Source organism: Carboxylicivirga mesophila (assembly GCF_018271975.1).
GTDB lineage: Bacteria > Bacteroidota > Bacteroidia > Bacteroidales > Marinilabiliaceae > Carboxylicivirga > Carboxylicivirga mesophila.
Genome location: NZ_JAGUCN010000007.1, coordinates 157,612 through 182,966, shown reverse-complemented (window position 1 = coordinate 182,966; position 25,355 = coordinate 157,612). Strand labels below are relative to the sequence as shown.

The window sequence follows — 25,355 nt, the reverse complement described above, 5'->3', positions numbered from 1 at the left end:
CAATTAAAATTTAACATTTAATCCGATCGTGTAAACAGCCGGAACAGGGTGTGTCTGGTTATCAATTCCGTTAGCCACTTCAGGATTAAATCCATTATAATTAAATACGGTAAGTGGACGTTCAGCAGTGAAAGAAATACGGGTTGCCGGCATATCTATTCCCATTAATTGCTTATTGGAAAGCGTATACGCTAACTGAATATTTTGTATTCTGAAGAATGAGCCATCTTCAACCAGGTAATCACTCATCTTTTGATTCCATGCTCTTCTTAATCCACTGACTGATGGATACTTATTAGAAGAACCTTCGCCATGCCAGCGATTTGTGGCTAAATCAGCATCCATATTAGTATCGTTGGTCCAAATTATTTCACCACGCTTACGGTTTAAGATTTTATTACCGGCCTGTCCCATTATATTTGTGGTTAATTGCAGGTTTTTATATTTAATTCCCAGATTAGCCCCATACATTACGGTTGGGAAATAAGAGCCTAAGACCTCGCGATCTTCGGCTGTAATTTCCTCATCACCATTCTGATCAACATACTTAAAATCTCCGGGCTGCAGTCCGTTTGCAACAGCTACGGGATCAGCATCAATCTCCGCCTGATTTTGGTAAACACCAGCCACTTCCCATCCATAGAAGGCATATAATGGCTCACCTACTTTGGTCAATTGCCTGAATTCGGCAGAACCATTCAGGATATACTCCTGCCCATAGAGCTCTCGCACTTCGTTTTTGTTGGTAGAAACATTGGCACCAACCCAATAACTTAAATCACTTGTAATGTTATCATTCCAATTTAAAGCCAGCTCAAAACCGGTATTACGGATAACACCTGCATTTCTAATGCTACTAGTTTGTATAACCGGAGCTATTACTTCAATCGCTGCATTTTTTGTATCGCGCACATAATAGTCTGCTTCAATATCTAAACGATTGTTTAAGACATTGGCGCTGAAACCTATATTGGTTTCTTCTGATACTTCCCATTCCAGGTAATTAAATGTATTGGTTATTACCGTTCCGGAAGTACGCACATCATCCAAAGCTACATAGTTTACGTAAGATGCCTTTGAACCGTGTGAGTATGGTATATTTTCGTTACCTAACTGGCCCCAACCAACGCGTATTTTTAAGAAGTCAATAAAATCATTGTCCTGAAGAAAACTCTCTTCAGAGATGACCCATCCTGCACCAATTGCAGGAAAGTAGCCCCATTTATCTTCAAACTTGCTACTTCCATCAGCCCGCATGGTGGCATATACCAGGTATTTACCGGCAAAGTTGTACGATAAACGGCTAAAATAAGATTGGGTGTAAGTCTTAGAACCTCCATCACCTACATCATGAGATTCAGGAGCTTTATCCCTTAGGTTCAGATACCAATATTGCTCTGGGCCATTAGGTATATCTAATGATGAAGCCCAAAAATTATTAGCAGTTTTTTGAATATATGATGATCCAAGCATAACAGAAACATTATGATCCGCAAAACTATCAGTGTATGTTAGAACATTATCCCAAATTTGATCAGAGAAGGTTTGATTACTCTTTGCAACCTTAATATTAGCTCTTCTTAATTGGGATAATTCCTCCTCTAAAAGTTCTTGCTCTTCAGGTTCGGAATAATAATCCCTTGTCCAGTTACTATTAATCTCATACGGAAAATTCACATTACGTGAATTTAGACTAGTATAAGCGTGATTATATGCTGTCCGGAAGTTAAGTTTTGAAGGAATTAAGTCTACCTGTGCATAAAAATTAACATTAGCCTTCATTATATCAAGCTTATTATCATCATAAAGCATTGATGGAAAAGGATTTTGATGCCCACGATATCCAAGTATATTAGCATCTGCGAAATTCTCCGGGTATGAAATGCCCTCATAATCCGGATCATGAACCGGTAAAACAGGTACAGCCAGGTATGCCTGTTTCCATGCACCATTTGGAGGATTTACTTTAGTAGCGTTACTAAAAACCATATTACCACCATATGATAACCACTTATTAGCTTTTGCATCAATTTTAGCAGTCAGGTTAAAACGTTCATAATAGTTTTCAACATCCATAATACCATCCTGCTTAAAATAGCTGGTTCCTAAGGCATAGGTTATATTCTCTGAACCTCCCCGGGCACTGATGCTATGATTTTGAATTGGAGCAGGACGCAGTATCTCCTTATACCAGTCAGTATTCACGTCAGGTACATTGGGATTAACACGGCTACGGCCATATTTTTGCATACTATTTAAAATAAATGAGTAATCAGCATCAGATCCTGATTCCAGGGCCATGGTAGTGAACTGTTCTGAATTAGCCATCTGAAGTACATTTTGAGCTACCTGATAACCATAATACCCATCGTACTCAAACTCTGTCATTCCTTTGCGTCCAGCTTTCGTGCTAATCAAAATAACACCATTAGCAGCCTTTACTCCATAGATAGCTGCTGCAGATGCATCTTTTAATACCGAAACAGACTCAACGTCATTCATATTCAAGAAATCAATGTTGTCATAGAACATACCGTCAACAACATAAAGTGGGTTGGCTGCTGCATTTAAATATGAACCAATACCACGTACCCTTACTGTTGACTGGTTACCTGGTTGGCCGGAACTAACAACCTGCACCCCCCCTACTTTACCCTGGAGCGCCTGAGTAACATTAGCTGCAGGTGTTTTTACTAACTCTTCAGATTTCACTGTTGTAATAGCCGAAGTTAGGTCTTTTACTTTTTGAGTACCGTAACCAACTACCACTACTTCATCGACCAACTCGTTTGACTCCTGCAAAACAATATTAATAGTCGTTTGATTACCAACTACCACATTCTGATTCTCATAACCAATAAAACTAAATTCAATAGTATTATCGGATGTTGCTGAAATAGTGTAATTACCGTCAAAATCGGTAATTGTACCGGTTGTTGTTCCTTTTATAACAACAGAAACACCCGGTATCCCTATATTATCAGTACCTGTCACTTTTCCGGCAACCTTTATAGGATTTTGTGCCATAATAAGTGTAGATACGAACAATAGAAGAATCGAATAAAAGATTTTTTTCATGTCTGTGTTTTTTTAAGTTCGCTTGGTCAAATGTATTGAGTACACCACTGCAACAGAAAAAAAGTGCCACACTATAAGCTCTCTTTGTTAAAAAGTCTTAATATGGCATTTCACAATTACCTCACTCATCACAAATCTAAGTCCATACATATTTAATTATTAACCCATTGAAGAATTGCAAATCTCACATAAGACATCCTTACAATTGCTATTTTTTCACATCACGATGAGCTATTTTCTGATGTATTTGAGGCAAAACAGGGCAAAAAAGACACAAGCTACCATGAATTACAAAAGATTGTTAATAAGATTTAATGTCTTAAAAAGAGAATAATCTATTTTTACTGGCGTTATATTATCTAACTACATACAGATATTGTCTAATCAGCATATGAAGCATCCTACAATACTCATATTGTTTATCTCTCTCCATACCATTATAGGTTTTGTAAACCTTGATGCGCAACCTTTAATAAGTTTCTCAAAAAACGATTATAAGGCCGCTAGTCAAAACTGGTCAGTATCTTGCGGTAATTCGGGGCATATGTACTTTGGTAATAGTAGCGGATTACTTGAGTTTGATGGAATAAGCTGGCAGCTCTATCCATCTCCAAATGCTTCAATTATAAGGACCGTTGCCGTTGATTCGGCAAGAGTATATACAGGAGGTTATCGTGAGTTAGGCTTTTGGGAAAGATCAGATAATAATAAGCTACAATATTTTTCACTCGCCGACAGTGTAAAGTCACAATTTGGTACCAATGAAGAGTTCTGGAGTATCTTCACAACTAAAAACCAAACAATATTTCATTCATTTGCAGGCATATACTTATACGAGAATGAGCATTTTTCAATAATAAAGACAGGTGGTTTTATAAATTTCACAACGCTCATAAAAGATACATTATACGTGTCTATTTATAATGAAGGTATTTATCGCGTTGAAAATAAGCAGCTCGTGCCTGTTATTGAAGATGAATTCCTAAAAGACAAATACGTAAGATTTATAGCCAAAAATGCCTTAACCGGGATGCTGTATATTGGTACAGAATCAGATGGTTTATTCAGCTATAATAGTAATAACGGCCAGTTTAGTACAATAGCAGCCAACCTTCAATCATTCTTCAAAACCAATAAAATTAATCATGGCGCACTTACTAATGAAGGAAATATTATTATTGGAACTATCTTAAATGGCATTATTGCCTTCTCGGAGCAAGGTGAAATAAAATACCATTATAATAATGAGAATGGTCTGCAAAGTAATACGGTATTAGGCATCAGCTTTGATCGTTTTAATAATATTTGGCTGGCACTTGATGCCGGAATTGAATATTTAGCAAACACCCCGGTCAATTGTTATAAAAACTACATAGAAAAAGATATTGGTGCCGTATACAGCGGCGCTCTTTATAATGGGGACCTCTTTCTTGGCACTAACCAAGGTTTGTATGTAAAGCGATGGGACGAACCCAATAGCAAATTCTCATTGGTTGATGGAACTCAAGGTCAGGTGTGGGACTGTGAAATCATCGACAATCATCTGTTCATAGGACATAACAAGGGCACATTCATTAGCAGCGGCAATAACTTTTCTCTGCTTTCTGACTATTCGGGTGCCTATAATATCAAACGCCATCCCCGCCAGCAAGATGTGCTGCTGCAAGGTACCTATAATGACCTAATTGTCTACCGAAAAACACAGGATGGGTGGAAGATGTCCAATACCATCAGTGGCTTTAATAACTTAACACGTTTTATTGAGGTAGATCACCTGGGCAATCTATGGGCCAGCCATTTCTACAATGGCCTGTATAAAATTCGCTTAAATGATGAGCTTGATAATGTAGAATCGGTCATTAAATACGATAAGTTTGAAGATGGACCTGAACAGCTTGGTCACTTGAATGTATTTAAAATAGAAAACCAGATAGTTATCACCACCGGACACCAGCTATATACCTATGACGTGCTCAGGAACACCATTGTTCCATTTAGTTTTTTAAATGGTGCCGTGGGTGATTTTAAAGCCGCTAACCGCATGGTTCCTGGCCCTAATCACCACTACTGGTTTGTTAGCGATAAAGGCATTGCCTATTTTAAGATTTATGCTAACGATGTCTCCAGGATCAATTTTTACCCTAAGCAGTTATTCGAGAATCATTTAATTCCTGATCATGAAAATATTGTGCAGCTAAATGATACAACGGCGATGGTTTGCCTTGAAAATGGCTATATGTTGCTTAATTTGAATAACCACTATGAAGGCACTGAAATCGAACTTCACGAGATACAGCTTAGACAAGTAAATGCAGCAAATAAAAAGGGCGACCAATTCCCATTACGCATTAAAAACAACACGATTAGCTTACCTCATAGCCTAAACAATCTGACACTTCGATACTCCTTCCCCTTGTTGAATGGTGAAAAGGTTAGATTTCAATATAAAATACCTGGTCTGTATGCTCAATGGTCGGCCTTATCTGCTCATCCGACCATTGAATTAAGCCGAATACCTTCTGGCACATACACTATTGAAGTAAAAGCTGTAAATAATTGGCTAAAGTCATCTAAAATACACCAACTAAAACTGATTGTAAATGCGCCATGGTATCAGACTACGTACGCCATTACCGGTTATTCATTATTAATGATTGGCCTGATGTTGGGATTAAAGTATATAACCAGTCGTAAAATTAAACTGAAAGAAAAACGGAAGCGTGAAGAGAAAGAGAAAGAACTGATTCAACTGAAAAATGAGAAACTAAGTTCAGAATTATCCTATAAAAGTCAGAAACTGGCGAGTTCGGCCATGAGCATTATTAAGAAAAACGAATTCCTGTTATCACTAAAAGCTAAGATGAAGAAGCATAAAGAATATCTTGGCAATCGCTATCCGGACAAGTATTACCAGGAAGTCATTGATAAAATTGATGAAAACATCAGTGGTCAGGATGACTGGCAATTGTTTGAAGCAAATTTTGAGCAAGCACACGAAGCCTTTCTGAAAACCATGAAGAAAAAACATCCGGAACTTACCCCAAGTGATTTGCGCCTCTGCGCGTATTTAAGAATCAATCTGACATCAAAAGATATCGCGCCATTGCTTGGTATTACTGTCAGAGGAGTTGAAAACCACAGGTATCGCCTGCGCAAAAAACTTGGACTTACTGCGGAAGATAATCTGACCGACTACATTTTAAATGCGTAAAAACATCTACTAAGGATTAAAAAGCTGCATATCAGGAGGATAAAAAATGCACCACATTTTAGTGTTCAATGCGATGCTTTTCTATTCAATTCTATTTCTTGCCGCTACCAACAAAATAGTCCTCTTTATCGGCAAACAATACATTAAAAGTGGTTAGGCTGCCATAGGCCCTGGTAATGTATTGCTGCATGTGTACTTTTTCCTCATCATTCAGTGTAGCTGATGAATTGATATTTTGCTCTAGTACGCGCAATCGATCACGCAACATTACAATCTTTTTAAAGAACGTTTCAATTGGTATTTCCTTAGCTTGCAATGACTCATTGGCTGGCTGAAGCAATAACTTACCTCCCAGCCATTTTTGACCTAACTCTACTTCTGCCGGCAATGTTCCATACTCATCCAGCACAGAAGCAATGGCTTGCCTTAAATCACGGGCAGTCACAGTTTCCGGCTTGCCTTCATCCGGACTCTCAATGATCGTTAGGTTTGTACTTGTTTTTGGTATTTCCATCTTGCCGCCATCTTCAAAAAAGACAATGTAGGCACCAAGATTAATCCTGGCAATTATACCCTCACCATATCTGGGATGTTCAACACGTGTACCAACTTTTATATCGATTGTATCCATTTTAAAAAGTATTTAAGTTACTTATTTCTTTGGCATGATTTTTATTGCCTAAATTAGCTAAACAAAACAAAAACTTAATAAGATGAAGAAATTATTTGTAGCGCTTATGGCTGTAGCAGCATTAGTAAGTTGCAAAAGCACACAAGGTACCAGTCAGGAAAAAGCATCGAATAAACAAAATATAAGTGAGCTTTTTGTTGAGGCTAATCAGTGGGAGCTCATTTCATTTAATGGCCAAGCTGCCAAAGAGGCCGGATTTACACTAAAAACACCCACTTTGGTAATAAATATGGCTGAAAACAAAGCTGGTGGTAATAGTGGCTGTAACTCCTTTGGAGGAGAAGCGATAGTTGAAGGTAGTACCCTTACTATTGATAAGGTTTTTTCTACTAAAATGTATTGTGATGGCGTCCCTGAAATAGAATTCTTTCAGATGCTGCAACAGACGCTGAATTATACTATTAAGGGTGAAGTACTTCAGCTGACAAAAGATGGTCAGGTTATAATGGAGTTTAAACTAAAGGATGAGAGTGCTGAATAAGCATATCAACGGAAAAACTGTACATAATACCGTATTATTAAATCCATAAATTTGCGTCCGCTTTGTTTGATAAATGATTATCCAGAGCGGATGCAATCTTTTTATAGCGGGCCATATCCCCGATACTGAAGCTGCAAGATTCAACAGCACACAAACTGGCCTAATGAATTGAATTTCTATGGTTGTTATCAGAAGCTAAAGCTTATTCTGTTACGAGAACTCCAGAATTACTGTCACCAGGATTGGCACTAAAATAGTCAGTATGATGCCGCTAAATATGGCTATGATGCCATATTCCTTACCTGTAAACTTAACTATCACAGGTAAAGTCGTATCCATGGCTGTAGCTCCACCAGTGGCAATACCCGCCAGCTTACCAAAATATTTAACCAATATAGGTACCCCTAACAGGGTAATGATTTCTCTGAATATATTTGACAGTAAGGCGATGACACCCAGCTCCTGACTATGTAGCTGACTGATAAAGATACTTGACAAGGAGTAGTATCCAAACCCTGCTCCTACTGCAGTGGCTTCCTTAATATCGATGTCGGCAAGCATCAACGATATAATGGCGGTGCCCAATAAGCTGCCAATAATCACCGTTAACGGCACCAATACCACTTTGAAGTTTAACTTGCGAAGGATGTAAAAGGCATTTTTATCACTGCCAATACTAATACCAACCAAAAACATCAGCACAAATAAAGCATAGGTAGTTAGGTCTTCATTTAGTAACCAGTCTGGAAATAAACCATAAATACCGCCTAAAAGGCCCACTGCAAAAAAGGCCAGAATAATTAAACTTCCTTTCATTATTACTCTTCGTTATCTGTTTTAAAAAAGAAATGATACACCAACCAGGCAATTAATACACTTCCGGCTACTGCACCAAAAGTCAGCCAGAAAGCCTGATAACCGATTCTGGAAAAATTATTGACTATTTCTTTGTTGATACCTACCGAGATTCCTAAGAGAAACAATAGTAGATATACCGACCAGGTAACGGCCGTATCAACCCCTTTTCGGGTCTTATCTTTATCGCGTAATAACCAGCCAATGGCGATGCCAACGGCAAACAAGGCAATAACAATGTATGAAGTCATGCTTCAAAAGTAGTTATTAATTAGCTAATGTGAAACGAGCCCGCCAAAGCGGGCCCGAATCGATCTAAATCCAAATCACACACTAATAACTTTAGTTAAGCGCATTATTTGAGATAACCTCTTTCTGTGGAATTGGGAAGAAGGCATGCTGATCTAATTTAAAATACTGTCTGCCCGCTGCTGCCATTGCCTCTTCTAATTTACCCCATCGGCGTAAATCAAAGAACCTGGCTCCTTCCATTGTAAATTCCATAATACGCTCAAATTCTATCTGTTCGCGCACAGCCTCCTGGTTTAATCCAGTCACTGCCGGCATTTTACCATGAACGGCTCTTACCTCATTGATATAAGTTAATGCAGTCTCTGGTTCATTCAGTTCGTTTAACACCTCAGCATACATCAATAATACATCGGCATAGCGCAGCAAAGGAATATTTACTGATGACTGATTTTCCCAGAATTCGCCATTAGCTGGTAAGTACTTTCTAAATGCTACATCACTGTAATCCACACCTGGCACTTGTTCATTCGTCCACTCACCAGCCTGGTACCAGCCACATAATGTATTCCAGGTATATTCGAAGAATGGAGGATTATTTTCATCGTTGTAATATGGATGATCAAAAATTAATGAACCTAATACACGATGGTCATAACCACCATCACTGGCAGTCATGCCCTCCTTCGTCATAATACCAAATAAATTATCGGCAGCACGTATCTCATCCCAGCCACCCAGGTCGCCTACACGCAACCAACGGTGTGATGGAAACTTATAATATGCTCCACCGGCAGTTACAGGTGACAATTGTAGCTCAAACAAACTTTCACTACTGTTTTCATTGGTGCCATCAAACATGCTTGGAAAATCATCTACCAGTTGATAGCTGTATTCACCACCTTCAACCACACTATGAAACAATGTTTTTGCTTCATTCAAATAGTCTGCCTTGTTATTTGGCTCTTCACCTGATCTGAATAATAAACATTTAGCCGCCATTGCTACCGCTGCTCCTTTAGTCACGCGTCCAATGTTTTCTGCATTACGACTCACTGGCAACTTCCCGGCAGCGCCTTTAAAATCTTCAATAATATGTTCCCATGCTTCTGTTCTCGGGTTAAGACCTTGTGCGGCGTCCTCAACAGATGTGGCCACTTTATCACGTAAGATGATTTCTTCAAAATTCATCAATAGTTTGAAATGATAAAAGCCTCTTAAAAAACGTGCTTCAGCCACTAGTTCTTCTCTAACCTTAGGGTCAATTTTTTCATCTTCCATGGCCCCCACAAAGGTTATCACCTGGTTAGCGAAGTTCACCCCCTTATAATGTCTGTCCCAGTAGGTAGTCACCTGCGTATTACCAAATTCATTTGTAAAGTTGGCAATATCGGTCCAGTTTGGATAATTAGCGGCATCTTTACCATATTGCGTTAAATCACTGCGGTAATTATCCACTACAAATTTGACTTCGGCAAATGACCAGTACTCAGTGGCACATTCCAATTGCGAATATGCTGCTGCAACAGCACCTTCAGCATCTTCCTGATTACGGTAAAAGTCATCTGTTGTTAAATCATCCGGTGACTCCTGCAACAGCTTGTCTGCATCACAAGCAACCAGCGTGTTAACAAGCAGTAAAGCCAGCGCTATATATTTTATGTAATTTAATTTTTTCATTGTGAAAATTTTAAATGTTAGAAGCTTAATTGAACACCTGTTGTTATCATTCGGGTTTGCGGATAAACAGAACGGTCGGTACCCGTATTAAATACATCGCGAGATATCTCAGGATCCAAGCCAGAGTAGTTGGTGATGGTGAATAAATTCTGACCACCAACAAAAACGCGAAGCTTGTCAATTGACACTTTATCCAAAAGCGATTTTGGCAGCGTATAACCAATCTGCAGGTTCTTTAGTTTAAGATACCCGCCATCTTCCAGATAACGATCTGAAGCCACTTTAGCATTACCATTAGGATCGCCTAATACGGCACGAGGCACTGATGTATTGGTATTTTCAGGTGTCCAGGCATCCAAGGTAGATGACAAGTAATTAGAACCACCCGACATGTTGGACAAATTGTAACCAATGCCGTTATAAATCTTATTACCAGCTACACCATAAAGTAGCATTGAGAAATCAAAGTTTTTATAGTAAGCACTGAATGATAATGAATATTCCACTTTTGGCAAACCTGTGCCCATATATACTTTATCATCTTCGCCAATGCTACCATCATTGTTAGTATCCACAAAACGAATATCCCCAGGAGCTGCGGCAGCCTGAAGCGGTTTGCCATCGGCATTCACATGTGCATCCACTTCACTTTGATCCTGGAAGATACCATCGGTCTTGTAAAGATAGAAGGCACCAACAGGTGAACCAATGCGTGTTTGGTTAGGGAAGTGTGAATCCCCCAGGAATAGCCCGTATCCATATATTGACTGATCCGGATTATCCAGGGCCGTCACTTCATTCTTCAGTGTGGACAGTGTTCCAGTGATATCATAGGTAAACGGACGCTTCTGACTATGATAAGACAACTCCAGCTCCAAACCCTGGTTACGCATAGCTGCAGTATTCATAATACGTGCTTCTGATCCAGCTGATGATGCTAGCTGGTAGTTCATCAACAGGTCTTTGGTATCATTAATGTAATAGTTGATGGTACCGGTAATGCGATTATTGATAAAACCATAGTCCAATCCCATGTTTAATGATTCAGCCACCTCCCATTTAAGGGCATTATCCGGGATTTGCTTAGCAGCACTACCCGGCCATGGACTTTGACCATTACCACGCACATAGCCTAAACTGTAATCATTAGCTGTAGTTATTAAAGCCTGCCACATGTATGGATTCAGGTTACCTTCGCTACCCAATTGTCCCCATGAGGCACGTAACTTCAGGTTACTGATAAAACCATTATCCTTCAGGAAGCCTTCTTCGGTTAAACGCCAGCCAATAGCTGCTGATGGGAATGTACCATATTGGTTTTGAGTACCAAATTTTGATGAGCCATCACGACGAACCGATAGCTGAACTAAATATTTACTTGCAAACGAATAGTTTATTCGACCAAATAATGATATACGTGTGTAATTCCAATTACTGCCTGAAGCACTGAATTCACCACCAATACCAGCATCGATTGTATTATAGCTATTGTCAACAAAACCAGCAGGATTGGTCACTGTTACCAGACTACCATCTTCCACACTGTGTTCATTGAGATAACCCAAAGCAGTGGCACCTGTCCAGGCATAGTTCTCCTCCTGATAGGCATACCCCAAAACGGCATCAAAACTGTGCTCATTAATTTGCTTGTTAAAAATCAATAAGTTTTCGAGCAATGATTCGGTGTATTTAGCTCTTGATTCGTCCACTGAAGTAAATAAAACCTCGTCTTGCACACGATCCTGGTGAGGTGTTACATGGAAGGTCTTATACTCTGAGGATGTTTTATACCCTGCATTAACTTTGTATTTCAACCATTTCAACAGGTTTAATGTACCCGAAACGTTGGCTGTTACATATTCTTCTTCGTAACCTCCCTGACGGTAATTTTGTCGGGCAATTGGGTTACGGTGATCTGGCATGCCGGCATATGACATTCCATAGCCCCATTCCGATTCCTCGTCGTAAACAGGAATGAGAGGTGAGATTTTATAGGTCTCGGTCATGCTGTAAAAAGGCGTATGCGTTTTCTTACCCGAGTAGGCAAGGTTAGCATCGACATCTAAAATACCTTTTGTCAAGCCAATGCGCGCCCGCCAGTTATTTCTTCTAAAGTCAGAACCTATCAGCGTACCTTTTTCATCTGAAATTCCACCTGAAAGACTGTATGTGATGTTTTCACCACCGCCACTTAAACGTACGTCATGGTTTTGAAGCAATCCTGTTCTAAACACCTGGTCTTGCCAATCTGTATCAGCCTTTGGTACAAAGCCATTTGATACATACTCAGGCAGCGCATCGCCGGCATTCTCATACATCATTTTGTGTACAGTGATGTATTCTTCTGCGTTTAGCAAATCGAAGTTATTGATGGAGTTAACCACACTTACATTGGATGTAATATCCACCTTTACTTCACCTTTTTTTCCTTTCTTGGTGGTTACTAAAATGACCCCGTTAGCCGCTCGTGAACCATAGATAGCAGCTGCTGCGCCATCTTTTAGCACTTCCATCGACTCAATATCATTGGGGTTAATATCATTCAGATTACCACCAATAAAGCCATCAACCACAATTAATGGTGTATTTCCGCCTAGCGTACCTACTCCTCTAATCTTGATGCTAACGCCCGAACCACCTGGGGAACCGTCGCCCTTGGTAATATTTACACCTGCTATACGTCCTTGCAAACCTTCGGCAGGGTTGGCAGCAGCCACTTTATTCAATTCCTCACTTTTTACTTTTGCTACAGCTCCGGTAAGGTCACTTTTCTTCTGCACACCATAACCAACTGCTACCACTTCATCTAAACCAATCGATTCTTCTACAAGCGTGATGTTGATTTGATTACGGCCACTTACTGCAATCGTTTGCGTTTGGAAACCAATAAATGAGAATACAATACTTTGATTATCCTCTTCAATTTCCAGCTCGTATTCACCATCAATATTGGTGATGGTTCCCTGTGTTGTACCTTCTATAAATACATTTACGCCGGGCAAGGGTTCGCCATCAACGCCAATAACACGTCCTTTTACAGTGCGTTGCACATCTTGCTCTATTGCCACCTCAGGGTGCTTTTCAAGAATGATGATAACCTGATCATTGATCTTATATGTCAGTCCTGTACCTTCGAGGGCTTTATCTAACACCTCAGAGAGTTGTCCGCCCTGCAGGCTATTGGTTATCTGCTTATCAAGGTTGACCTGCTCATCCTGGTAAAAAATTGTGAATGATGATTGTTTTTCGATTTGGTCAAATACATGCTTTAGGGTGTTTTGACCACGTTTCAGGTTAAGCTTTACATTCTGCGAATAGCTTGTTGCAGAGAGCTGAACCATTCCGAAAATCATAAAAACTATTGTTAGTTTCATAATCTTCCAAAGTTTTGGATTTAGACATGACACGACAGGTATCATGTCATTCAATTTTTTTTTCATACTTTTGAGTGATTTACTTTTAAACTTGTTTTAAATTTATCAGACCGGGGTGATGTTGCCGCATCATACCGGTCGTTTTGGTTTATGCTCCTATCTCATAGGCTACTGATTTATGAGTGTTATGTAAATTTTTCCTTCTTTGGTTTTATAATCAATTGGTGTTGTCATTTTTATTACATCCAACACTTGCCATATGCTTTCTTTATTTCTGAACTTGCCAGTAAAGGTGATGTCTATAAAATCTTCATCATCTATAATGATGTCAACATCATACCATCGTTCTAATCGACTGACTAACTCTTCAAAGCTTGTACTCTGAAAATAAAAGCCTTTCTGTGTCCAGGTGGTTTCGAGTTCTATATCAGCCGGAGTAACAACAAGCTCATCGTTTTCAAAAACTGCTTTCTCGCCTGGCTTTAAAACAATATGGCCATTAGCCGTCCCTCTTTTATTAAGCGCCACACTTCCTTCCACTAATGTTGTTTCAATTCGTTCCAAATCCGGATAGGCCATTACATTAAATTCAGTACCTAGTACCTTAACATCTATCTCGCCAGCTGACACAATAAAAGGATGGGCCGTGTTGTGTTTCACTTTAAAATACCCTTCACCTGTCAATTCGACCTTTCTTACATCGCTATTAAATTGGGAGGGATACACTAACTCTGAACCAGAGTTGAGTCTGACAGTGGTACCATCGGCCAATACCACTGTGCTTTGCGAACCATTTGGCACAACCACTTTGGCCATTGCTGGTTCAACAGGGGGCTTTTGAGGGATTTTAAATACGGTGTAGGTGGCCACGGCAACAAGCACCGCAACGGCAGCTATTTTAATCGTTTCGATTATCCACCGTGGCATTTTTTTATTTGCATCAACCTGCTTATTCAGTTGTCTCCAGGCACTAGCGGTATCGGGAGTAATGATGCCTGCAGCATCCCAGGTATCTTTTATTTGATAGTATTGCGCCTTATTCTCTGTCGAAGCCTTCAACCAATCATACAAAACTGCCAACTCTTGTTCTGTAGCTGTTTTATCAAGGCTTCGAATTATTATGGTCTCTATATCGTTTAATTGTTTCATCCGTCTGTCTTCTGTATCAATGACAGATGAATTTCAGAAACTACGTCAACTATTTCAAAAAAAATTGCGAAAAATTACACTGCCCTTTTTACTAGCTCCTTCAATTTACTAATACAGCGATAGATACGCGTTTCTATTGTACGAACAGGCACATCGAGTTTTTGGGCTATTTCTTTGTTTTTTAAACCCTGAAACCGACTCAAATCAATAACCTCATAGCATCCTTTGGGCAGTTCATTCAACATGCTGCGCAAGGATTCAAGTCGCTCATCCTGTAACAAACTCTTTTCATCTTTGTAGTAGTCCATTTCCATCTCCATCAAGTCTGTATAAATAGAGTCATGGTGCCTGGCTCGCAGCTTAAGCTGCTCAATGTGATTTAAGGATAAATTATAGACCACCTTATATAAATACGCTTTTAAGGAAATGTTGGCTAAAATATGGCGTCTTCCCTCCCAAAGCTTTACAAACGCTTCCTGCACAATATCAGATGCCACATCGGTGCGCTGAACAAATTTATAGGCATAGCGCACCATATCGGCATGATGTGTATTAAAGAAATGCTCGAATTCCTTTTTAGTTTGTATCTGCTTTGTTTCCTGCATGAAATTAATTCTTTGGCACCCCCTCCTCTTCCGGGAATCGTTCCTGGTACTCTTTCCAAAACAGCTTTACATCTGTTTTCATCTCTTTATGCAAAACTAATAAACCAAACAGGTTTGGAATAGTCATCAAAGCAATTGTTATCCCCGAAAGTGTCCAGATAATGGTTGTATCGACAAAAGAAGCTATAAAAAATCCAATAACATAAATAAAATGATACCAGATAACATACTTTGAGCCCCACAGGTAAGTGACTGCTCTATCGCCATAATATGACCAGGAGATAGCCGTTGAAAATGCGAATAACAGTAATCCTATAGAGACAATGTATTTGCCAAAATCGCCAAACCAGCTTTTTGTAAAGGCCACTGCTGTTAGAGGCGCACTATGAATTAATGACTTACCCTCAATGACAATTTTATTATTGCCTGAGTGCGAAAACTGAGATTTAATCCTTTCAAACAGCGTCAGCTTCTGATCTTTCACAACAACATCACCATTATCAACCTGCAGCTTTCCGTTGTAAAGTTTTCCACCTTGCTTAACAAGCACATCTTCTGCAAGCGAACGCGCATGAATAAAAATAACAGGAGAACCAACCTTACCATCCTTGATGGTTAGCTCGCCATCAAATAGTGGCAGGGGTGCTTCGCCATTGATGTGCGCTGCCAACTGCTGACGTCCCTCTTCTGTTTGATCACTAACGGCAATGGTATTAACCACTTGCAAATCGGCCAACTGAAAACGATTATCCTGTTTATCTTTCCAAACACCTGAAGACAATAAGACAAAACCTGTCAGCGTACAAATAATAATGGTATCGATAAAAGGCTCTAACAATGCCACAAGGCCTTCAGAAACGGGCTCATGGGCTTTGGCAGCGGCGTGGGCAATTGGCGCTGAACCCTGACCTGCTTCATTGGAAAATAAGCCGCGGTTAACTCCCCGATTAAACGCAAATGCAATGGTGGCACCCAAGAAACCTCCGGTAGCCGATGAGCCTGTAAAGATATCTCCCACTATGGCCTGCAATGAAGGCCAGACATTTTGATAATTAAAAATAATAACTGCCAATGCGCCTATGAAATAGATGAGTGCCATGGCCGGCACCAACCTTGATGTTACCTTGGCAATGCGCTTTATGCCACCAATAATTACAAACCCAAGCAGTATAGCCAATACCAAGCCGGTAATCATATGCGGAATACCAAATGTTGAAAATAAAGAATTGGAGATACTATTTATTTGAGGTAAGCTACCGGTACCAAATGATGAGAGAATGGTAGCCAATGCAAAAATGGCTGCAATCCAATAGCCTGTTTTTATGGTTTTACCGGAAGACGTTTTAATATTTAATCGCTTCTGCATAAAATACATCGGTCCTCCAGCAATAGATCCGTCCGCAGCTTTTTCACGGTATTTATGAGATAGGGTTACTTCAACAAACTTGGTGGTCATACCAAACATTGCCGTCACCAGCATCCAGAAGAGAGCTGCCGGGCCACCCAAGTGCACGGCGAACGCTACACCGGCTATATTACCAGTACCAACAGTTCCTGATAGTGCGGTTGTTAATGCCTGAAAATGAGATGTATCACCTTCATCATCATCCTTGTCAAATTTACCCTGAACAATGCGAATAGCGTATTTGAAATATCTTATTTGAGGAAATTTAAGGTAGATAGTAAAAAAGATACCGGTGCCAAGAAGCAGCAATACAAACCAAAGGTGGCTACCGATATACGAATCAATCAATAGCAATAAATCATTTAATGCCTGCATAGATTTTGTAATAAGAATTAATGTTTTTGTAGATTTTCATAGCAAATATTGGGTTTGAGTATGATAAAACCAAATTTTTTTGAAGAGTAGCAAGCAAAAACCTTTTCATATTAGTGACGTAAAAACCTTTAGCTCATTTGGTACTTGGGTAATCTAAAAAATCCGTTATTTTTGTTTATCTAACATAGAAATATGCAAAAACCTAACTCCGAACAATTTGTTAAGCTCTTTAGAGAAGATGCTGTATGGGGCGAACATGAAGTCATTAAGTTCAGGTGGATTCTCATTGGCGTCATCCTGGTCTTTATAGGCTATATTTACTATTCAGGTGATACAGACCGAGCTTTAACCTCATTACTTCTGGCCTCTATTTATATCTTATACAATGCCATACTAAATATACTATTACGCAAGTACGGAAGTGCTACATGGATACGTTTCTTATCTTCCACCATTGATGTGAGCATTTTATCCATTCATGTTTTTAATTATTCGTTTCTATTTAAACCCATTGCAGTTACAACAGCTGCTTCAACATTTTTGTACCCAGTTTTAATCCTCCTGTCCGTTTTAAGGTACGATAAACGCCTGGTTGTATTTACAACGGTTTATTCGGTGATTTGCTTCAATACCATATATCTGATACGATACCCATTTATCGAACCCGAATTGCTGGAAAAAGTGGCGTCAGCTAACTGGGCAGGGCAAATTTACAAGAGTGCTTATTTTTTGGTGATGGGATACTTCTTATACAGCATACCAAAGATGATCAACCGACTGAATGAAAAACATTTGATCACATTTAATCTACGAAAGAGTTCTGAACTAAACCTGGCACTTGAGAAACAAAAAAATGAGCTGGCTACTATTCAACTCCGAAAAGAGAAGCGCTTGAATAAGCAATTAGCCGACCAAAAAGCATTGATTGAGCAACAGAAGGAAGAATTACAGCAAGCTAACGCCACTAAAGACAAATTATTCAGTATAATTGGTCACGATTTAAAGTCGCCCTTTGCTGCTCAAACCTCTATTATTGAGCTGATACTTGCCGACTATAAGCATTATGAGAAGGAAGATATAAAGGAAATCTTAAAGACCATTCAGCACTCGGCTCATCAGGGTTTAGACTTACTGGGCAATTTACTGGATTGGTCCAAACAACAAAATAACCTGATTAAACAGCAGGTTGCTCCTGTTCGATTAGCTTCACTAGTGCAGGAAGCCCAGGCGCTGTTGGCCCATAATCTGGCACATAAACAGATTTCCTTAATAAACGACGTTGATCCAAAGACCACTGTCTGCGCTGATAGCAATATGATCAAAACAATACTGCGTAACATCATTTCCAATGCTATAAAGTACACCAATAATGAAGGTAGAATCAGCATATCTACTGATACTGATGAACGCAATGATTTCCTGAAGATAAGTGATACAGGAATTGGCATGACGGAAGAACAGATCAATCGCCTGTTCAACATTGAAAATAACATCTCAACACCTGGTACCAATAATGAACCTGGCACAGGGCTTGGTCTGCTGCTGTGCAAAGAATTGGCAGAAAGAAACAATGCACAAATATTGGTTGAAAGTCAGATAGGTAAAGGAAGTACTTTCACGATTGTTTTTCCAAAAGTAGACACGGTCAAACAACTTGAAAATAAGCAATAAAGAAAGGCTATCATCAAATGATAGCCTTTCTACTTTAATATTGTTTAGCTGATACTAAATATGTATCACTTCGTCATAAGCAGCAGCTGCCGCTTCCATCACTGCTTCCGACATGGTTGGGTGTGGATGCACCGCTTTAATGATTTCATGTCCGGTAGTTTCTAGTTTACGAGCTGTCACTAACTCGGCAATCATCTCAGTTACATTAGCACCAATCAGGTGTGCGCCCAGCAATTCACCATATTTAGCATCAAAAATAAGTTTTACAAAACCATCTTTGTGACCTGCAGCACTTGCCTTGCCCGATGCTGAGAATGGGAATTTACCCACTTTAAGCTCATACCCGGCTTCTTTGGCAGCTTTCTCTGTCATTCCTACCGATGCTACTTCAGGAGATGTATATGTACAACCAGGAATATTACCATAATCCAAAGGTTCTGGTGAATGACCTGCGATTTTCTCAACACAAATAATACCTTCAGCCGAGGCTACGTGAGCTAAAGCCTGCCCGGGAACAATATCACCAATGGCATATACACCTGCAACCGTAGTTTGGTAGAACTCATCTACTTTTACACGACCATTCTCTACTTGTACACCTACTTCTTCAAGTCCAAGATTTTCGAGGTTTGGTGAGATACCAACCGCAGACAATACGATATCTGCTTCATGGCTTTCTTCACCTTTCTTAGTTTTAATCACCACTTTCACCTTATCGGCCGAAGTATCCACCTGAGTAACTTCTGCACCAGTCATCACTTTAATGCCGGCCTTTTTGAACGAACGTCCTAACTGCTTAGACACTTCTTCGTCTTCAACAGGGACAATATTTGGCATGTATTCAACCAATGTTACTTTTGTACCAATTGCATTGTAGAAATAGGCAAACTCGCTACCAATAGCACCAGAACCAACTACAATCATTGAATCTGGCTGCTTATCCAGAGTAAGTGCTTTGCGGTATCCAATTACTTTTTCACCATCTTGCGGAAGATTTGGTAACTGACGGCTACGTGCGCCTGTAGCCAATAAAATATGCTCGGCTGTGTAAACTGACTTTTCGCCGGCATCGTTTGTTACTTCCACCTGCTTATTCCCCATTAATTTTCCGGTACCCTGAATCACTTCAATTTTATTCTTCTTGAATAAATACTGAATTCCTTTACTCATACCATCGGCCACACCACGACTACGCTTAACCATTGCTTCAAAATCAGCATTGGCCTCACCGCTGATGGTAACCCCATATTCTTCAGCATGCTTCAGGTACTCAAATACATTGGCACTTTTTAATAGGGATTTGGTAGGAATACATCCCCAGTTAAGACAAATTCCACCCAACTCTGAGCGCTCAACAACAGCTACTTTTAAACCTAATTGCGAAGCTCTGATGGCTGCAACGTATCCACCCGGACCACTACCTATAACTAATAAATCGTAATTCATTTTTATTTTGTTTTATTCTTATTTAGACAAATTTCAAATAGCAAATGTATAAAAAACCAATGTCTTCAAAATGACACATCAATTACTTAAACAAAATTAGAGTCAGAGAGTTTGAAATAAAACGACAAATATCAAGTATTATAACAAAAAAGGAGGCTTAGCAGCCTCCTTAGTTATTTATTCTTAATAAATTATATTAGTTCAATAGTTCGGCTACTTTAGCGCGTAATTCATCGCCTCTTAAGTTTTTAGCAATGATTTTACCTTCTTTATCCAGTAATACCGTGTGAGGAATACCTGATACGGCATATAATTTAGCAGCCTCATTACCCCAACCTTTCAGGTCAGAAACATGATTCCAGGTTAACTTATCATCTTCAATGGCTTTTAACCACGCATCTTCTTTCTGATCTAATGATACACCTAAGATGTCAAATCCTTTATCCTTAAATTCGGCATAAAGCTCCACCACATGAGGATTCTCACGACGACAAGGTCCACACCAGCTAGCCCAGAAGTCAACCAACAGATATTTGCCTTTGAACGATGATAAAGAAACAGGATTGCCTTCAGGATCGTTCATCGTAAAGTCTGGTGCCATTTTACCAACTGCAACGGCTTCCAGCTTATCAATTTTTTCACTCAATGAGATGTAATAAGTTGAGTTAGCCAAAGATGCATCCAGCATTGCCAAACCTTCTTTCATTTCTTCAATAGCACCATAACCATATACATTAGAAATAATAAATGCAGAAGCAGGTGACGCAGGATTAGCCTTAACCACATCAATCTGTGCAGTTTCAAATTTCTCCTGATTAGCCTGATACTCTTCATAAATTACACGTTGCTTAGCTGTATCACCAGCTTGTCCAGCTTCGCCATATGCTTTTTTCAGCTCATCACTTTTGGCATTAATTTCTTTTGACATGTCGCTAACTGACTTGTAGACATTAAATACAGCACCACCAGTTACTTCAGCATCTTTTATAGCATCTAGAGAGCCGTTAATGGTATAGTCTACATTTTCAGCAAAAAAGTTAACGGTATTACGTGTACCTGCTTCACCAACCATTACAAAAACGGGCTCGGCCAGCTCTGTTGAGTAGTTTACAAGACCGTCAGTAATAGTCAATGTATCTTTTACATTTACACCATCCTTGTCATACACACTGATGGTTACCACCTTATCGGCAGCGCCATCAATTTTACCCGTTAACTTAAAAGCAGGAGCTTGCGGCTGACACGATGCTAAAACAGCAATTACAGTAACCGCAACAAATAATAGATTTTTCATTTGATGAATGTTTATGCCCTTCAAATATTAAAAACAAAGGGCAGGGTTGTTTTTATAAGTTGAACAAATATAATTGTGAGATAGTACATATCAAAATATGCCAAATAAAAAGCCACCTCATATGAGGTGGCTAAGGCATACTTTTCTAGAGTATTTTAGTTCATTAATTCCGCCAATTTAGCTTCTAAAGCTTCACCTCTTAGGTTTTTGGCTATAATTTTTCCTTCCTTATCAAGCAGGAATGTGCTTGGAATGCTCTGAATACCATAAATCTCAGCAACACCCGATGCCTCATCGGCATGAACTTGTGTCCAGGTTAAACCATCTTCTTCGATGGCTTTTTTCCAGGCTTCCTGATCTCTATCTACAGATACACTTACTACATCAAATCCTTTGCTATTAAAGGCATTGTAAGCTTTTACCACGTTAGGGTTCTCCATGCGACAAGGCTTGCACCAGCTGGCCCAGAAATCTACTAAAACGTATTTACCTCTAAAATCGCTTAGAGATACCTCTTCACCCTTATCACTTTTTAATGTAAAATCAGGAGCAACAGCACCATCGGCAGTGGCTGCCTGAGCTTTTTCAAACTCCTCTAATGGTTCCAGCAGTTCTTTCACTTCTGCCAAATAAACATGACCAGCCATAGCTGGTTCAAATTTAGCAATTAACTCACGTAACTCTTCCAAGTCTAATGAAGGAGCCATCTGTGCAGCAATAAACAAGCCGCATGCATTATTGGTGTTTTGATCAACAAAGTTCTTAAAGTAAGCACGTTGATCTTCCAAAATTGACTCCATTTCTTCCTGTAAAATCTTTAGCTTATCCTGATCCTGATTCATGTAAGCCATCTGGTATTCTTGCTGCAGCTGCTGTGTGCGTTCATGTCCTGGTACGTCATCATTAAACTGCATAAACAAATCCGTCATTTCAGATCCTTTCACCTCAATGTCCGCTAATTTATCAACGTTACCAGTGATTGAAATTTTACTATTAGAAACAAAGAAAACTGCTGGCTGCTGCTTTCCATCGATAACAGCAAAATACAATTCAGGTGCTTCCACACTACCGGTGAAAGTAAACACCCCATTTACCATCTCAACTGTGTCCACGTCAACAGGTTGACCTTTTCTTAGTTTTTTAAGAATAACTCTTTCTGATGTAGCACCTTCGAGTGTTCCGGTTACTTCATACGATTTTGGCTGGCAACCAACCAGCAACGCAACACCAAAGATTGCTAACAAAACATTTTTCATATATATTCAATTTAATTTCGTGTCTTAAATCATCGCAATGTATAGCATTGCAAAGAAAGCATTTATTCATCAACCATTGAAATACACAGCCGATTCATGTTTATTTATTCGCTTATCAAACTCAACTAACGGGCTTATTTACGCTCAAAGTAGGTATCTAATAAATCTTTAGCAGCCATAAAGGAGCTTTTCTCATCATTAAGCACCTGTTCTTCATTGGTTAGTAATGCTTGTTTAATTAACGGATGATGGTAAAAATTATTTCTCAATTGCTCGTTTATACTTTCATACATCCAATATTTGGCCTGCGAGCGACGGTTAGAATTAAAATAGCCATTCTGCTTGGTAAGAGTAACATACTCCAAAACCATATCCCAGATCTTATCCACGTCTTTGTGGTATAACGACGAGCAGGTTTTAACTTCTGGCGTCCATCCTGACTTAGTTGGTGGAAACAAATGCAGAGCACTCCGGTATTCGGCTTGCGCTAATTTGGCTCGCTCAACATTTTGCCCATCAGCTTTATTAATGGTTATCGCATCGGCCATCTCCATAATCCCTCGCTTAATGCCTTGTAGCTCATCACCGGCACCTGCCAGCATAAGTAACAAGAAGAAATCCACCATTGAATGAACCGCTGTTTCCGACTGCCCTACTCCAACCGTTTCAATAAAAATAGTATCAAAACCGGCAGCTTCACATAAAATGATTGTTTCACGCGTCTTGCGAGCAACACCTCCCAGCGAACCTGCTGAAGGCGATGGGCGGATATAGGCATTTTCTTCACCCGACAATTTTTCCATGCGCGTTTTATCGCCCAGTATACTGCCCTTTGAACGCTCGCTGGACGGATCAATAGCCAAAACAGCTAACTTCCCGCCATTACGTATAATGTGCATTCCCATCGATTCGATAAACGTACTTTTCCCGGCACCTGGTACTCCGGTAATGCCCAGTCGAATGCTTTTACCGGCATACGGCAAACAACGCTCAATAATCTGCTGCGCTACCTGTTGATGTTCTGGCAATGAGCTCTCAACCATTGTTACAGCCCTGCTTAATATGGTAATATTACCTTCCAGAATACCTTTAACATACTCATCCACCGACAACTGCCGCTTACGCTTAATAATTCGTTTGCTGGCATTGGGATTAATTGATGGAGCATTTTCCACACCTTTATTCACTTTCAAACCTTTATAAGAGGGGTCGTTTTCTATATGATGATGGTCGTCCTTAGTTGTCATTCAAATAATTATATAATAAAGAAAAGGAGAGTTAAACACCGTTAACTCTCCATTCTTTGAGTTCAAATATTGTTTATTCCATTGTTACATTACCTGTAATCAATAAGGTAATTGAGGTATTTTTAGGATCATTTGATACAATGCGAACAGTTTTTGTTTGTCGTCCGTTTTTACCCCTTGAATTAAATTCAGCGGCAATCATAGTCGTTTCGCCAGGAGCAAGAATTGTTTTGACCGGTTTAATAGCCGTACAACCACATGAAGCTTTTACCTTTCTGATGATTAACTCACTTTTGCCTGTATTCTTGACTTCAAACTCATGTTTCACCACATCGCCTTGTTTAATTTCACCGAAATTCCAGTTTTTCTCAGCAAATGTAGCAACAGGTGCATTTTGCATCTTTTCAGCATCCCAGGCCGAAAAGTCTTCTTCAATAGAAGCACTAACCGTCAGTCGATTGCTATAATTACGCACATCATTAAAAATTATAAAAATATTATCAGTAACAAAGCCCCAATCATTTTTGGCTTTGGCATCATATGACGCTGTAATGACTGCTGCTTTACCCGGTTCCACTACCTCGGGGATACACTTGATTTTTATGTGCGGCGGCACATTCAGAAACCCTAATTTAACCGGTTTATCCGAGGTACTGATGATTTTGATGTTTTCCTCTTTTACCTGTTCAGGAGTCATCTTGGTGAAGGCCAGGTGCGATGTTTCCAAGCGGATTTCCTGCATGTTACGCGGGTATATATCCTCAACAGTCATTTCGCGAGGCAACACCTTACCATTGATACGCAATACTATTGTTGCATTCTGGGCATTAGATGTTACTGTTATAGTCTTATTAAAATTACCCGGACGATTACGCGGATCAAAAATAGCTTTTACAAATCCCTCACCTCCTGGTGGTATTGGTTGCCTGGTCCATTGCGGCGTTGTGCATCCACAAGAGGCTTTTACATTATGAATTACTAATGGCTGCCCGCCAGTGTTTTTAAATTTGAATTCATACGTTTTGGTACCGCCATCTTCTTTTACTTCTCCAAAGTCATGTATCACTTTATCAAAGGCGAGATTAGGTTTTGAGTGTTGTGCATTACCTGAGAACAAGCATGTGCTTATTAGCACTGTTAGTACGATTAACTTCTTCATCTTTAGTTTGAGTTTTTATTAGATTACAAAGTTGTATTTGATATACCTTCATTTGATACGCAAAAGCAAGAGCGGTGTTACAATCCGCTGCTTCACTCCCGCGAAAGTCACACAAATCTATAAATAATT

17 protein-coding genes are annotated in these 25,355 nt (G+C 39.6%); 3 read left to right on the top strand and 14 right to left on the bottom strand.

Annotation, left to right across the window (positions count from 1 at the left end):
- Positions 1–3: 3 nt before the first annotated feature.
- The gene (locus KEM09_RS08185; protein ID WP_212227493.1) at positions 4–3,078 is read right to left on the bottom strand and encodes a SusC/RagA family TonB-linked outer membrane protein; all 3,075 of its coding nucleotides are present in this window, start codon (positions 3,076–3,078) and stop codon (positions 4–6) included.
- A gap of 391 nt (positions 3,079–3,469) precedes the next feature.
- Here KEM09_RS08185 and KEM09_RS08180 point away from each other — a divergent pair, with 391 nt between their 5' ends.
- Positions 3,470–6,289 carry a triple tyrosine motif-containing protein gene (locus KEM09_RS08180; protein WP_212227491.1) on the top strand — a complete coding sequence of 940 codons (2,820 nt, stop codon included), beginning with the start codon at positions 3,470–3,472 and terminating at the stop codon, positions 6,287–6,289.
- Positions 6,290–6,380: 91 nt separating this feature from the next.
- Here KEM09_RS08180 and KEM09_RS08175 read toward each other — a convergent pair whose 3' ends face one another.
- A complete protein-coding gene (locus KEM09_RS08175; protein WP_212227489.1) occupies positions 6,381–6,920 on the bottom strand; it encodes a hypothetical protein in 540 nt (179 codons plus the stop codon).
- Between the two features lie 82 nt (positions 6,921–7,002).
- On the opposite strand from KEM09_RS08175, the gene KEM09_RS08170 reads away from it, so the two are divergent.
- Positions 7,003–7,461 carry an META domain-containing protein gene (locus KEM09_RS08170; RefSeq protein ID WP_212227487.1) on the top strand — a complete coding sequence of 153 codons (459 nt, stop codon included), beginning with the start codon at positions 7,003–7,005 and terminating at the stop codon, positions 7,459–7,461.
- A gap of 210 nt (positions 7,462–7,671) precedes the next feature.
- Here KEM09_RS08170 and KEM09_RS08165 read toward each other — a convergent pair whose 3' ends face one another.
- The 7 genes from KEM09_RS08165 to KEM09_RS08135 form a co-directional block, all read right to left on the bottom strand.
- Entirely contained in the window at positions 7,672–8,277 is a 606-nt protein-coding gene (locus KEM09_RS08165; protein WP_212227485.1) for a LysO family transporter, read from the bottom strand.
- Between the two features lie 2 nt (positions 8,278–8,279).
- Positions 8,280–8,567: a LysO family transporter gene (locus KEM09_RS08160; protein WP_212227483.1), complete on the bottom strand. Its 288-nt coding sequence runs from the start codon at positions 8,565–8,567 to the stop codon at positions 8,280–8,282.
- Between the two features lie 91 nt (positions 8,568–8,658).
- Positions 8,659–10,245, bottom strand: coding sequence for a RagB/SusD family nutrient uptake outer membrane protein (locus KEM09_RS08155; protein ID WP_212227482.1), 1,587 nt, complete (start codon positions 10,243–10,245; stop codon positions 8,659–8,661).
- 17 nt (positions 10,246–10,262) lie between these two features.
- Complete coding sequence (locus KEM09_RS08150; RefSeq protein WP_212227481.1) at positions 10,263–13,619, bottom strand: TonB-dependent receptor; 3,357 nt, start codon at positions 13,617–13,619, stop codon at positions 10,263–10,265.
- Between the two features lie 168 nt (positions 13,620–13,787).
- Positions 13,788–14,768, bottom strand: a complete 981-nt coding sequence (locus tag KEM09_RS08145) for a FecR family protein (RefSeq protein WP_212227480.1) — start codon at positions 14,766–14,768, stop codon at positions 13,788–13,790.
- 74 nt (positions 14,769–14,842) lie between these two features.
- On the bottom strand, positions 14,843–15,373 hold the full coding sequence (locus KEM09_RS08140; protein ID WP_212227479.1) for an RNA polymerase sigma factor: 531 nt from the start codon (positions 15,371–15,373) through the stop codon (positions 14,843–14,845).
- Positions 15,374–15,377: 4 nt separating this feature from the next.
- A complete protein-coding gene (locus KEM09_RS08135; protein ID WP_212227478.1) occupies positions 15,378–17,153 on the bottom strand; it encodes an alanine/glycine:cation symporter family protein in 1,776 nt (591 codons plus the stop codon).
- 192 nt (positions 17,154–17,345) lie between these two features.
- Between KEM09_RS08135 and KEM09_RS08130 the strand changes: the two genes are divergently transcribed.
- Entirely contained in the window at positions 17,346–18,824 is a 1,479-nt protein-coding gene (locus tag KEM09_RS08130; RefSeq protein WP_212227477.1) for a sensor histidine kinase, read from the top strand.
- Positions 18,825–18,878: 54 nt separating this feature from the next.
- Here KEM09_RS08130 and lpdA read toward each other — a convergent pair whose 3' ends face one another.
- The 5 genes from lpdA to KEM09_RS08105 all read right to left on the bottom strand — a co-directional run bounded on the left by lpdA (position 18,879) and on the right by KEM09_RS08105 (position 25,226).
- Complete coding sequence (lpdA, locus tag KEM09_RS08125; protein ID WP_212227475.1) at positions 18,879–20,270, bottom strand: dihydrolipoyl dehydrogenase; 1,392 nt, start codon at positions 20,268–20,270, stop codon at positions 18,879–18,881.
- Between the two features lie 196 nt (positions 20,271–20,466).
- Complete coding sequence (locus KEM09_RS08120) at positions 20,467–21,564, bottom strand: TlpA disulfide reductase family protein (RefSeq protein ID WP_212227473.1); 1,098 nt, start codon at positions 21,562–21,564, stop codon at positions 20,467–20,469.
- Positions 21,565–21,719: 155 nt separating this feature from the next.
- A complete protein-coding gene (locus KEM09_RS08115; RefSeq protein WP_212227471.1) occupies positions 21,720–22,820 on the bottom strand; it encodes a TlpA disulfide reductase family protein in 1,101 nt (366 codons plus the stop codon).
- A gap of 134 nt (positions 22,821–22,954) precedes the next feature.
- Positions 22,955–24,067 carry a methylmalonyl Co-A mutase-associated GTPase MeaB gene (gene meaB / locus KEM09_RS08110; RefSeq protein ID WP_212227469.1) on the bottom strand — a complete coding sequence of 371 codons (1,113 nt, stop codon included), beginning with the start codon at positions 24,065–24,067 and terminating at the stop codon, positions 22,955–22,957.
- Between the two features lie 73 nt (positions 24,068–24,140).
- Positions 24,141–25,226 (bottom strand): DUF1573 domain-containing protein, encoded by a 1,086-nt coding sequence (locus KEM09_RS08105; protein WP_212227467.1) that lies wholly within the window; start codon positions 25,224–25,226, stop codon positions 24,141–24,143.
- Between the last annotated feature and the right edge of the window lie 129 nt (positions 25,227–25,355).